This is a genomic window from Mesorhizobium sp. BR1-1-2 (assembly GCF_020165435.1).
In the GTDB taxonomy this organism is placed as follows: Bacteria; Pseudomonadota; Alphaproteobacteria; order Rhizobiales; family Rhizobiaceae; genus Mesorhizobium.
The window spans coordinates 52,181-64,926 of record NZ_JAIUID010000015.1 but is presented as its reverse complement, the minus strand read 5'-3'; the positions used below and the strand labels follow the sequence as shown (position 1 = coordinate 64,926).

Here is a 12,746-nt window from a genome sequence, read left to right as displayed (position 1 = left end):
GAACTCCATCGTCGGGTCGCAGCTTCTACCCGCTCAAGACAAATGCCTGTTGCACCATTTCAGAACGAGGCGCCCCTCCCGCGAAGCGGGTTCGTGCATGAGGGCGCAAACCCGCCGCCGTTCGCTTCGCGAATGAGTGCTTCCGGCTCCATTCCTAACGCGTCGGCGATGCGCCCAAGCACACTTGCTGAAACATCAACGCGTTCAATGGCACTTATATAGCGGGTATAGCGGGCGATCAGGCCGCAGCGCTCTGGCAATTCCTCTTGAGTCATGTGCCGCCTGGTTCTGGCTAACCGACTGTCTTAGAGCCTAGACCGGCCTCGACAAGTCGTCGACAACCGAGTTCTCTGCGGGAGCTCCAGAAAGCGCGCGAGCGATCTCCCGCTGGCCTACCAAAATTGCTTGCGTGTCTGCGCTTATGGCGGCCTGCGTTTCCAGAAGGCCTTTTGCAGCGGTCTTGATAAGAAGCCCATCTGCGGCAAGCGACGCTCGAAAGCTCTCGCCATCGAGGCGACCTCTTTCTTTCATCATATTTTGGCAATCGCGCTCGATCGCCTTGAACGCAGCCGGAGCCTCGTCCGGAAGCTCAAGCATCCCCTTGAGCCTATCTTCGGCAAGCTCGCGCTGCGGCCCGCCGAAATCGTAGTCGATCACGTGAATGAATCTTAGGATTGCCTCAAGATCGAGGTCGGCCGCGGCGCCGTGCGCATCGAAAGCCGAACGCACCAATTTCTTGAAAGACGCCAGGAGTTTCCGCTCTGCGTCCGTGAGCGTTGCGGTCGATTGCATCCTCACCGCATCGAGCGCCTTTGCAAGGCCCACTTTGATGGGGCCGGACGTTTCGTGTCCGACCGCAAGAAGCATCGCGTCCTTGCCACCGACGAGAGGGCGATCCCACCCTCTCTCGCCCTGGCCGCCTTTGGTCAGCAGCCATAGACGTGCAAACTCATCGCAGGTTTTTCCTAGTTCGCTCGTCAGAACGAAACGTCCCGTAAGCGAGTTTTTTGATTGGATAAACACCCACCCGCCAGAATCGGTTTCGACTAAGACATCGTCCACAGGTACTTCGGTTTCGAATCGGATCGCGGTCGGTTTCGCAGCGCCCAGTCCAAGCCGCTTATCTAACGCGACAGCGGCTAGAAGTCGGACCGCAATCGAGGCGGCAACCGAAGCTTGTATGGTGACGCCGCCGGCGGGCGCATTCCCGCCGCCCTTCGCCAGCAAATTCGTGTTTTCGGTTGCCGTCTCGGCCATCGTTTACTCGCCCAAGCCCGAACTGCTGCGACGGCGCTTCGGGTTCACCCTGCCACAGTGCACAGCATCGCCGAAGAGGAGACTTACACAATTACCGAGTCGCGACGCCGTCATCGATGGCCTTATTCGACGCGCGATTCAAGGATTTCCGCTGGTAGTGCAAAGGTGGCAACTTGCGTGGCTACGCCGATGTCCGCTTTCAGATAATCCTAAAGTCGCCTGTAGATGCCGCCTTCGTCTAAGTGTTCGCGGTACCGCGTGACAAGCGCACACCAGGGCCACCGCCATTCTCTGGAATGAATTCTATTCCGGCTGCTTCGAGCGATAGCTTCAGCGCTTGCAGGATTGATTCAGATGCTGGTTTCGAACCACGTTCGAACTGCACGATCGTCCTCAAACTTACCTTGGATAGATCCGCCAGTTCCTGTTGAGAAATGTCGAGAAGCCCACGGGCCGCGCGAACTTGGGCCGCACTTACCTTCATTGTTCAAATGCCCTGTTGCACAAAAAGTGCAAATATGCTTGTTTTAGGAAACGCCCGTTGGAAGTGGTTCCCCCGCTTCCAACAGTCTAACCACGCCCACGCTTTGCGGAGCTCGGATCATGGCTGATTCCGACAATAACACGACTTTGCCTTTCGTCACCCGCAGGAAGGTGCTTGCGGGAACAGCAACCGCAACGGCGGCGACGCAGGCTACATCGTTTGCTCGCATCGACTTGGAGGGTGATGACGCCATTGATCCTGCGGTGGCGGTGTGGAAACGATGGCAGGCGGCTTGGGAAGAGGCTGAACGGCTTTGCAATCAGCAGCAGCGGCTGGAGAGGGTACTTGTCGAGACCGTTGGCTTCCCTTGCACGACAGTTACCTTGTCCGACGGCGAGAGCGTGACAGTTCACTCCGTTGAAGCCCTCCAGGAGTTGCTGGGTGTTCGTCCGGCTAACACAGTGGCCCGCACCCAAGCTGAAGCTGAAATCGTGGCCCATCAGGCGCGCTGGGATGCCGCCGCTAGGGAGATTGGTTATTCGACAGCCTTACTTGCTGAGCGCGAAGCTGGCGAGCGGGCGAAGGAATTACTCGAAGCCTTATCCCAAATTGCTGCAACGTCGCTTGCTGGTGTAGCCGCCAAGCTAAATGCAGCGCTTAGGGAAGGGGAGTATTCGCTACATGACAGTGAGCCCCCGTGGCCACAGATCCGCTCGGCCTTAGACGATATAGCTCGGATTAGAGAGCAGGAAGTCTCGAGCTGAACTTCGGCACTAAGGTATCGGAATCGCGATCATTCGTCGGTTTGGTGATTTTCGCGGGGCTTACCGAGACAAATTCTCTACACATGGAGCGACTGATGCAGTTCCGAAAAGCATTTGCGGAGCCAGGGCGCCGCAGCGTCTTCAACGCACCGGTAAACCATGGAATCGAGGGTGGCCCGCACCCTGCTGATCAATATGTGGGCAGGCAGATCGCCGCGGTTCGCGTGCAGTCGGACGTATCGCAGGCCCAGCTTGCCCGATCTATAGGCATCAGTTTTCAGCAGCTTCAAAAATATGAGAACGCGAGAAACCGCGTGAGCGCTTCCATGCTCTACGAGATCGCTAGTTCACTAGGTGTTCCGGTGGGCCGCTTCTTCGAAGGCCTGCCGGGTCAAGCGCCCACCAATAGCCCTCGCGAATTCTAGATGGATCGACGGCGACCTCTGTTGGCCAGAGGCTGGTATCAAGCCATTGCAGTAGCTCGAATTCTATCAAGTCGAATGGATCGGCATCCCCAACGCGATTGGCCATTTGGCCAAAGGAATAAGAACCTACGTCGATGATCTCGGGCCGATCATCCTCCTGCCGAATGCTAATCGCCCACCAATAGCCACTCTGTATCCGCATGACTCCATCTCCAAACATGTTCGTTCGGCCGCAGACGTGCATGAACAGGTCAGCGGGCCAGTTGATGTGTTCAAGCAGTTTTGTTGGGCAGCCGTGCTGCTCGTTGTCTGCGACGTACGGGCTTCCCCATCGTCGGTTATCACGCGGCTTCGCCAAGATGCCCAGGGCCGCTTCTCTCAAGGCACGGCATGGAGTTTATCCGGCCCAGTCAGGCAGTCAAGAGCGCTACAAACCTAGGCTATGAAGCCAAGGCGAGGGATAGGCACTCGGAGGCCAAGTACCCGCGGGCATTTGGCTTACCTGGATTCCTGGAAGCTTCTCGAACTTTCTGGCTAGCGTCTCCAGCCGAATTGCGGGCTGGTTATCTTTCGCTGCCCGTTCAACGCACTATCGGATCTAGGACGGAACCAGCTTCCCGTCCGAAAAGCCGAGCGTGCAATTTCATTACCTCACCTTCAGTAAGGCTGGCCACACAGTCTGCTGCAAAACGAGCCCGCGAAATTTCGAAGTCTTGGATGTAAGCAAGGCGGCTTGGAAGAAATTTAGGGGGGAAAACCTTGAGTTTTTCCAGTTCGACTTCTTTCGACACATTGAAGCAATCGAATAGATCTCGAATTAGCAGTCCCTGACCGTGCTGCTGTGCCAAAAGTGCAGGATCGCGCCGCCGCGCCAGGATGTTGATGATGACGGCGGACGAGCAGACATTCTGATCGAGCGCCTCTTGGCAGGCGGCTTCCACGGCATCAATGCCGTCGGTCAACACTGTGGCCAGGATCGACACCATCTGCCGATCACCGTCATGCGCCGCCTTCAATTTGCGTCGGATACGCTCCATCGCCGAGGGCAGGACCCAGCCCTGGAAGGGCGCACCGTTGCGCAGGGCACCGGGCTTGCGGGCAAGGACCGGAACATAATGCCAGGGGTCGTAAATCGTGTCGCCGAGCCCGAAGGAGCGGGCATGTTCGGCGACGACCACGCCGTCCTGGCGGATGACGATCTTGCCGGCATAGGTATGGATCTCGACCGGGCGGCCGACGGCCGTCGACAGGACCGAGTATTTGTTGTTGTCGAAGCGCACCGTGCAGGTCTTCGATACCGAGGCTGGCACCGTGTGTAATCCGTCGAAGGGACCGCGATACTCGACCAGTTTGCCGCGCTCTTCCTCGAACACGTTCCAGATCGTTCGTTCCGGTTGCTCGACGTGACGATGCGCCTTGGCGTAGGCGACGCATTTGTCCTGCAGCCAGGCGTTCAGCTCTTCGTAGTTCTTGAAGCGCAGTCGCGGTGTGAAGAAGCGCTCGCGCACCAGCCCGACCTGGTTCTCGACCTGACCCTTCTCCCAGCCCGACGCCGGCGTGCAGGCGACCGGCTGCACCAGATAATGGCTACACATCTGCAGGAGGCGGCGATTGTATTGGCGGTCCTTGCCAACGAAGATCGTTTCCACCGCCGTCTTCATGTTGTCATAGATGCCGCGCGTGCAGGCGCCGCCGAAGAAGGCAAAGGCCCGGTCATGGGCGTCGAACACCATCTCCTGCGTCTCGCGCGGACAGGCCCTGACGAACATCATGCGGCTGTGGCAGAGCCGGACATGGGCGACCTTCACGGTCACCGTCACGCCGTTGATCAGGACGATCTCGTGGCTCCAGTCGAACTGGTAGGCCTCGCCCGGCGCGAAGAACAGCGGCACATAGGCGTCCGCCGTCGCCGACTCCTGCGCCTTCGCCCAGCTCTTCGCGTAGCGGCGGACGGCGTCATAGCCACCCTCGTAGCCGAGACTGCAAAGCTCTTCGTAAATCCGGATCAGTGTCAGTTGCTCGCGCGCCGCCTTGCCACGGTTGCCATTCAAGAACCCGTCAAGCTGATCCTGCCACGGACCGATCTTCGGCTTGGGCTGCCGCTCGCGTTCGTAGGAGAACAATGTCTCATTGGATCTAAGAATCTTGCGGACGGTGTTCCGCGACACATGCAGCTCGCGACAAATCCGCTTGAGAGACCATCCCTGCACATGGAAGGCGCGCCGAACCCGGGCAATCGTATCCACCGACTTCATCCCCACACCATCCGCTCGCCACGACGAGCTGATGGTCGCAAATCAAAGCATCAAGGGGGGTCAAAATTGGACGCCGATTCCCCGGCTTATAGGGTCAATTTTGCACGCCGATTCACAATGCATGGGGAGAGGTCCGAACGAAGAATCCCTCAGCCCTAAAGCGAACGGCAAACCAGAGATGCCAACGCCGCGGCGACAAGGGTGGGAACGGCATCCCACACTCGCCTAGCAGGCGTCTTGGCCACATTGTGGTGCGGCCCTCAGCTCAATGCGTGGCCGGCCAATCCATAAACCCACGGTCCGTTTTCTTCCCGGTTCAGGAATCGGCGCCCTTTGGACATGGTCGTAACGGTCTCGGCAACGCCAAGGCCGCACTGCTCGAGAAACGTGGCAAACACGCCTTCCTTCTCCCGGGTATCGACTCGGACGAAGCGTCCTGCAAGATTTCTCAAATGAACGGCGGTGAGATGGACCGCGTCCAGATCGCTGCGCGTGACCACCGGACCGATCACATAACCACGCCCGAATTCGCGACACATGGAATAGCCGACGATCTCGCCGCCACGGCTCAAAGTTTGGATTGAGGCATTCGCCGAAAGCAGTGCGAGCAGCCTCTCGCGGTCTGTCCCAAATGCACGCTTGTCGAGCGCCATGATTGCCTTCAGCCTGTCGCTCGGCAGCACTTGCAATTCACCATCCATGGCCGGCATAGCCGGGAGTGCCGACGAAACCTCCCCTTGGCGCATGAATACGATTCCCTCGGTCGTGAAACCAAGTGAGACATAGAGAGGATAGGCGGCATGGGTGGCGTTAAGCGCCAAATTGCGATCGCCACATTGCTCGAGTACCTGGTCCATGAGCCATCGGCCGCCGCCTTGCGCTTGTGTGCGGGGCGTTGTGATCACCACGCCGATGGTGGCGAAATCATCTCCTTGCGGAAACCACATCGCGCTGCCGAAAACCCGGCCAATGCCGTCTACGGCAACGATGCCGCGGCCCGCACGGCGCAGCATATCCCAGTCCTTCGGCCGATGCGGCCAGCGGACTGAGATCGAGAGCGCGTGGAGCAGATCGACTTCGACTTCGTCGATGTCCCGCGCGACCAGTTCGAAAGACTTCAGGCGCACTGATCTCTGCATTTCAGTCGACCCGCTCCTTGTCCAAGTCCAGTGCTTGCTAGCACGTCCTGACGCCGCTGACGGTTCCGCAGCTGTCTTTTGCCCTATGATTGCACCCGAAAGCCAGCAGGTTTCGCTGGTTCCGGGCCGATATTCGAAATCTTCCGCCAAAGCATAGCTTCATTCGGCACGGAATGCTCTCGCCTGCTGCCACACTTGTCGCATCCAGCGAACTGCGTGTGGAGCGGCGCCCGGTGAATGTTGAGGAAATTCTTGCGAGGCTCATTGCGTTCCCCTCGGTCGTGGGCTCGCCCAATGGCGCGATCGTCGACTGGGTGCGTGAATATTGCGAGGCGGCCGGAGCGGAAGCGACCGTCCTTCGCGGGCCCGAAGGCGACCGGTCTAATCTGTTTGTCACAATCGGACCGCGGCGCGCCCGCGGCTACATCTTGTCGGGCCACATGGATGTCGTGCCGGCCGGGGAACAGGAATGGAACTCGGATCCCTTTGTGCTGCGTCAAGACGGCGCCAGGCTTCATGGTCGAGGCACCTCCGACATGAAGGGCTTTCTCGCCTGCGTGCTGGCCGCCCTGCCGCGGCTTGCGGCAATGAACTTGCAGCGGCCCATTCATCTCGCATTCTCCTATGACGAGGAGGCAGGTGCCCGTGGTGTGCCGCATCTCATCGCCGCTCTGCCAAACCTGTGCGAGAAGCCGCTTGGCGCGATTATCGGTGAGCCGAGCCGGATGGAAGCCGTGCGGGGGCACAAAGGCAAGGTGGCTGCGCGGCTCGAGGTGAGCGGACGGTCCGGCCATTCTTCACGGCCCGAGCTGGGACTGAATGCCGTGCACGCAATGGCAGGTCTCGTCACGCAGGTCGTGGCCTATGGCCAGACCCTTGCGAACGGGCCGTTCGACGCGGAATTCGAGCCTCCATACTCGTCACTGCAGGTCGGTGTCATCGCGGGCGGCCAAGCCGTCAACATCATCCCCGATCGCTGCACCGCCGAGATCGAGGTCCGTGCCGTGCCGGGTGTTTCCCCATCATCTTTGCTCGAGCCCGTAAAGGGCCAGCTAATGGCTCTACGTAACAGCGGCTTCGAGGTGGCGTGGCGTGAGTTGAGCGCCTATCCGGGGCTCTCGCTCGCGCAAGGGAGTGAATTGGCGGTCCTTCTGGGCGAGTTGACGGGGCGCGAGCCGCTGCCTGCGGTGAGTTACGGCACGGAGGCTGGCCTCTATCAGCAGGCCGGCATCGATGCGATCATATGCGGTCCCGGCGATATCAGCCGGGCTCATCGTGCCAACGAGTATATCGAGATCGGCGAACTTGCTGCCTGCCAGAGCATGATCGAGCGTCTTGGCATGCGCCTTGTCGCATAGCGGGAGAGGGCAGGTTCATGGCTTTTCTTTTCAATTCCGACCCGGTGCGCGCAGCGGTCTTCCGCAAGGTTTTCGCACGCGAGCTTCCGGACGTGGAATTGTTCCACAGCAGCGAATGTGTCGACCCTGAGAAGGTGCGATACCTTCTGACTTGGACGGCGCCCGATAACATCGGGCGCTATCGCAATCTCGAAGTGCTGTTTTCGCTTGGCGCCGGCGTCGACCAGTTCAAGCGTGAAAGCCTGCCTCGGCAGGTGAAACTGGTGCGCATGGTCGAGGACGGCATCATTCGCATGATGCAGGAATATGTCGTCCTCGGCGTGCTGAGCCTCCACCGGGATATGGTGGCGTATCGTGAACACCAGAGGTGCCGGACGTGGCGGGGTCTTGCCGCTCCGCAGGCGACTGAACGCCGGGTGGGGTTTCTTGGCCTTGGCATGCTGGCGCAGGCCGCCATCGAGCGATTGCTGCCGTTTCGCTTTGCCCTCGCCGCCTGGAGCCGAAGCAGTAAGGAGATCGAAGGGGTCACCTGCTTTCATGGCGCCGACCAGCTTGCCGGTTTTCTCGCGCAGACAGATATTCTCGTCTGCCTGCTGCCGCTGACGAACGAAACCCGCGGCATCCTCGATGCGGAACTCTTCTCCCGGCTGCCAGCCGGGGCGAGGCTGCTGCATGTCGGCCGCGGGCCGCAGTTAGATCAAACCGCCCTGGTCCAGGCTCTCGACAACGGTCACCTCGCTGCCGCGATGCTCGATGTCACCGATCCCGAGCCGCTGCCAGACGACCATCCGCTCTGGCGGCACCCGAAGGTGGCGATCACGCCGCACATCGCTTCCGTAACGCAAGCAGATTCTGCGGCGAAATCCGTCGTGGACAATATCCGGCGCCACCGCGCCGGAGAAGAACTGATCGGCCTCGTCGATCGGACACTCGGCTACTAACCAGGAAACATGACATGTCACTTCTGATCACGATCGACACAGATCCAGCCTTCGCGCCCAAGCAGGCATTACCGGCTCCGGAGCGGCTCATCTCCGGCAATCCCTCCTTCAAGACTTGGGCGCAGGACGCATCGAAAGGCGAGAAGGTCCTGACCGGCGTCTGGGAGGCGACGCCCGGCGAGACACATTCGATCAAAGGCACTACCTGCGAATTCTGCCACATCGTTTCGGGTCTCGTCGAAATCGAGGAGACAGGCGGTGAGACCAAGACTTACCGTGCCGGCGACAGTTTCGTGATGAAGCCGGGTTTTGTCGGCGTGTGGCGCACGATCGAAACCGTGCGCAAGATCTACGTCAGCGTTTACGACTGAGCTCAACGCTCAAAGTCCGGCCAAAGAGCGCGCGGCGGATCCAGAACAATCGACTTTCCAGGTCACGCCCAACGCGATTCGACGCCGTCGGGCGGCTCATCCTCGGCGGAAAATGCGGCGCGCTGTCGACTATTGTCCCGATGAAACTCGGTACGAGACACCTATTGTCGCTGCGTGTTGAGCAAGCTGCGACCTTCGGTACCCATCGGTCTCCAGGAGGATCTCAATGAAGGCTTACACGATAGCGCTCATTCCCGGCGACGGCATCGGCAAGGATGTGACCGAGGCGGGATGGCAGGTGCTGCAGGCGGCGGCAAAGCGAGGCGGTTTCGCCCTTGATCATACGAAATTTCCATGGTCGTGCGCCTACTATCTGGAAACCGGTGCGATGATGCCGCCTGACGGCGTCGAGATGCTGCGGAAGTTCGATGCGATTTACCTCGGCGCTGTGGGGTGGCCAGCGAAGGTGGCAGACTCCGTATCGCTTCACGGGCTGCTTCTGCCGATCCGCAAAGGGTTCACGCAGTATGCCAACACACGCCCGCACAGGCTGTTGCCAGGCGTTCAGGGACCCCTTCGCCGTGATGGTTTCGACATCCTGTGCATCCGCGAGAACACGGAAGGCGAATATTGCGGCGCCGGTGGGCGCATTCATTCCGGCACGGCCAATGAGGTCGCGATCGAGACGGCAATCTTCACGCGTGAGGGCGTCGAAAGAATCCTCCGTTTCGGTTTCGAACAGGCGCGGACGCGTCGCAAGCAGCTCGCATCCGTCACCAAATCCAACGCGCAGAGACATTCGATGGTTTTCTGGGATGAGGTCACGCGCGAGGTGGCGAAAGACTATGCCGATGTGGAGGTCTCGCACTACCACGTCGACGCCATTGCCGCCCGGATGGTCCTGGCGCCTGAAAGCCTCGACGTGATCGTCGCCTCGAACCTTTTTGGCGACATCCTCACCGATATTGGAGCAGCCATTCAGGGCGGACTGGGTTTCGCCGCCTCCGCCAATATCAATCCCGATCGCAGCGCGCCCTCCATGTTCGAGCCTGTCCATGGTTCGGCACCCGATATCGCGCATCTCGGCATCGCCAATCCGATCGCCGCGATCTGGTCCGGCGCCATGATGCTCGGCCATTTGGGCGAGGGGCAGGCCGCGGCCGAAGTGATGTCGGCGATCGAGTCCGCAACCACACGTGGGATAGGCACGATTGCAGGCAAGGACACGACTGAAGCAATCACGCAAGCCGTGCTGGCAGGATTAAGCTGAAGGAGCAGAGGAAAAGACCATGAACGCGATAACGAAGATCGGTTTCCTGAAGGATGGGAATTTGTTTCGCCAGCGGGGACTTATTGGCGATGTCTGGCAGCATGCGCACAGCAACGCGACTGTCGATGTGACCGATCCGGCCAGTCTGGAGGTGCTTGGAACCGTGCCCGACATGGGCCGGGATGAGACAAGGGCTGCAGTAGACGCCGCCCAGGCGGCGTTCAAGGACTGGAAGGCCAGGACCCATGCCGAACGCGGAGCGCTTCTGGAACGCTGGCACAGCCTGATATTGGAAAATGAAGAGGACCTGGCGTTGCTGCTGACGCTGGAACAGGGCAAGCCTCTGGCGGAGGCACGCGGTGAAATCCGCTATGGCGCCTCCTTCGTGAAATGGTTCGCCGAAGAAGCACGCCGGATCGGTGGCGCGACCATTCCGTCGCCCACGCCCGATCGCCGCATTCTGGTGCTGAAGGAGGCCGTCGGCGTCTGTGCCATCATCACGCCATGGAATTTCCCCAACGCGATGATCACGCGCAAGGTGGCGCCGGCGCTGGCCGCGGGTTGTACGGTTGTCATCAAGCCGTCGGAATTCACGCCATTCTCGGCGCTGGCGCTCGTCGTCCTGGCGGAACGGGCAGGTATTCCTGCCGGCGTGATCAACATTGTGACCGGCATGCCCGTCGAAATCGGCAACGAATTGATGGCTAACGAGACGGTGCGCAAGATCTCGTTCACCGGCTCGACCCGCGTCGGAGCGCTGCTCATGCGTGGCGCGGCCGATAGCATCAAGCGGCTCAGCCTCGAGCTCGGCGGCAACGCGCCCTTTATCGTCTTTGACGACGCCGATCTGGGCAATGCAGTGGAGGGGGTAATCGCATCCAAGTTCCGAAATGGCGGTCAAACCTGCGTTTGCGCGAACCGGATTCTCGTGCAGACGGGCGTGTACGACGCTTTCGCAGAAAAGCTGAGCCAGCGCGTATCGCGAATGAAGGTTGGCGCAGGGACCGACGACGGCACTGAGATCGGCCCGATGATCAATGCGGCCGCGATTGACAAGATCGAGCGTCACATCGCGGATGCACAGGCGAAAGGCGCGCGGATCATCGCCCAAAGCGAGACGGTGCCGGACGGCAAGCAGTATGCACGGCCCGTTGTGCTGGGAGAGGCTACCACCGAAATGCTCCTGGCATCGGAAGAGACGTTCGGCCCGGTGGCCCCGCTGTTTCGCTTCGAGACCGAAGAAGAGGCCATCGCGATCGCGAACGGTACGCCCTTTGGCCTTGCCGCCTACTTCTACACCGACAATCTCAAACGGTCATGGCGTGTTGCCGAGGCGCTGGAGTTTGGTATGGTCGGGCTCAACACAGGCATGATCTCGACCGAGGTAGCGCCTTTCGGCGGTGTCAAGCAGTCAGGGGTGGGTCGCGAAGGATCGCAGCTCGGCATCGAGGAATATCTCGAGGTCAAGACGCTTCATGTTGGCGGGCTTAACTAGTTCTCTTGCAAGCAGGTGGAAACAACTGCTGCTCCAAGCATTGGAGCAACAAGAAAAAGGGCGGTGAAACCCGCCCCTTCCTTGTATTGCGCCCAGTGGTTATTAACCTGGTGGAAGCGCCTCTACCTGGCCCGACTACACTGGCAACAGACGTTCAGGCCAATTCGCGAACGGGCTCCAGTCCGACGGCGCCAGCCAGACCGCCGATGTCCTTGATTTCGGTGTACTCGTAGTAAGGGTTCGCGGGTTCGTGGCCACGGTTCACCCACACTTTGCTCTTGATGCCAAGATCATAGGCGGTCATGAGATCGTAGCGGAATGAAGACGACACATGCGTAATGTCCTCCGGGCCGCAGCCGAGCTTGTCGAACATATATTCAAAGCCCTTCATGTGCGGCTTGTAGGCGCCAGTCTCCTCGGCCGTGATGATCATGTGGAAGGGTGCGCCGAGTTTCTCAACGTTCGACATGATCAGGCTCTTCATGGAATTCGACAGGATCACCAGCGGGATTTCCTTGGCGACCTTGGCCAGTCCGGCAGGGACATCCGGGTGCGGACCCCATGTCGGTATTTCCGAATAAATGCGCTGCGCATCCTCAGGCCGGAACGTCACGTTGTTGCGCTTGCAGGCGCGCTCCACGGAATTGTGCACGACCTCGCTATAGGGCTTCCAAGCGCCAAGAACCTCATCGAGGCGATAGGCCGAGAAATCCTTGATGAACTGCGCCATTGCGGCTGGGGAGAGCTCCGCACTGTAAACTCGTCTCGCCGCGCCGGCCATGTCGAAATTGGTCAGCGTACCGTAGCAATCGAAGGTGATGTATTTCGGTCTAAACTGCGTCATTGCCGTCTATCCTTCCTATTCTGGCGGCACAGCGTGCCTTTTACGACAAGGATCATAACGAGCAGCGGAAAGGACTAGTCGCCGCATTCTCTGCCGCTCGAAGCAGATTGTTTTGTATCGTGGTAGGGCTTTGGCAGAGAGTT

The 12,746-nt window shown here is 59.7% G+C and carries 11 protein-coding genes and 1 pseudogene; 7 read left to right on the top strand and 5 right to left on the bottom strand.

What is annotated here, in order from left to right; translation table 11 throughout:
• Positions 1-312 precede the first annotated feature (312 nt).
• Positions 313-1,257 (bottom strand): hypothetical protein, encoded by a 945-nt coding sequence (locus LB551_RS24975; protein WP_224660767.1) that lies wholly within the window; start codon positions 1,255-1,257, stop codon positions 313-315.
• 238 nt (positions 1,258-1,495) lie between these two features.
• A complete protein-coding gene (locus LB551_RS24970; RefSeq protein WP_031252501.1) occupies positions 1,496-1,741 on the bottom strand; it encodes a helix-turn-helix domain-containing protein in 246 nt (81 codons plus the stop codon).
• Between the two features lie 119 nt (positions 1,742-1,860).
• Here LB551_RS24970 and LB551_RS24965 point away from each other — a divergent pair, with 119 nt between their 5' ends.
• A complete protein-coding gene (locus LB551_RS24965; RefSeq protein WP_224660766.1) occupies positions 1,861-2,505 on the top strand; it encodes a hypothetical protein in 645 nt (214 codons plus the stop codon).
• Between the two features lie 95 nt (positions 2,506-2,600).
• Positions 2,601-2,930, top strand: coding sequence for a helix-turn-helix transcriptional regulator (locus LB551_RS30060; protein WP_318012759.1), 330 nt, complete (start codon positions 2,601-2,603; stop codon positions 2,928-2,930).
• 854 nt (positions 2,931-3,784) lie between these two features.
• Here the strand turns inward: LB551_RS30060 and istA are convergent.
• Positions 3,785-5,185, bottom strand: a pseudogene (gene istA / locus LB551_RS24955) (IS21 family transposase); the annotation flags it as partial.
• A 260-nt stretch (positions 5,186-5,445) separates the two neighbouring features.
• On the bottom strand, positions 5,446-6,324 hold the full coding sequence (locus tag LB551_RS24950; protein ID WP_224660763.1) for a GNAT family N-acetyltransferase: 879 nt from the start codon (positions 6,322-6,324) through the stop codon (positions 5,446-5,448).
• Positions 6,325-6,557: 233 nt separating this feature from the next.
• On the opposite strand from LB551_RS24950, the gene argE reads away from it, so the two are divergent.
• From argE to LB551_RS24925, 5 genes are all read left to right on the top strand, one after another.
• Positions 6,558-7,682 (top strand): acetylornithine deacetylase, encoded by a 1,125-nt coding sequence (gene argE / locus LB551_RS24945; protein ID WP_224660761.1) that lies wholly within the window; start codon positions 6,558-6,560, stop codon positions 7,680-7,682.
• Positions 7,683-7,699: 17 nt separating this feature from the next.
• A complete protein-coding gene (locus LB551_RS24940; RefSeq protein WP_224660759.1) occupies positions 7,700-8,623 on the top strand; it encodes a 2-hydroxyacid dehydrogenase in 924 nt (307 codons plus the stop codon).
• 14 nt (positions 8,624-8,637) lie between these two features.
• Positions 8,638-8,994, top strand: a complete 357-nt coding sequence (locus LB551_RS24935; RefSeq protein WP_140552918.1) for a cupin domain-containing protein — start codon at positions 8,638-8,640, stop codon at positions 8,992-8,994.
• Between the two features lie 226 nt (positions 8,995-9,220).
• Positions 9,221-10,264: a tartrate dehydrogenase gene (locus LB551_RS24930; RefSeq protein WP_224660758.1), complete on the top strand. Its 1,044-nt coding sequence runs from the start codon at positions 9,221-9,223 to the stop codon at positions 10,262-10,264.
• 19 nt (positions 10,265-10,283) lie between these two features.
• Positions 10,284-11,759, top strand: a complete 1,476-nt coding sequence (locus LB551_RS24925; protein ID WP_140552920.1) for an NAD-dependent succinate-semialdehyde dehydrogenase — start codon at positions 10,284-10,286, stop codon at positions 11,757-11,759.
• A gap of 154 nt (positions 11,760-11,913) precedes the next feature.
• On the opposite strand, the gene LB551_RS24920 is transcribed toward LB551_RS24925, so the two are convergent.
• Positions 11,914-12,603: a haloacid dehalogenase type II gene (locus tag LB551_RS24920; RefSeq protein ID WP_224660755.1), complete on the bottom strand. Its 690-nt coding sequence runs from the start codon at positions 12,601-12,603 to the stop codon at positions 11,914-11,916.
• Between the last annotated feature and the right edge of the window lie 143 nt (positions 12,604-12,746).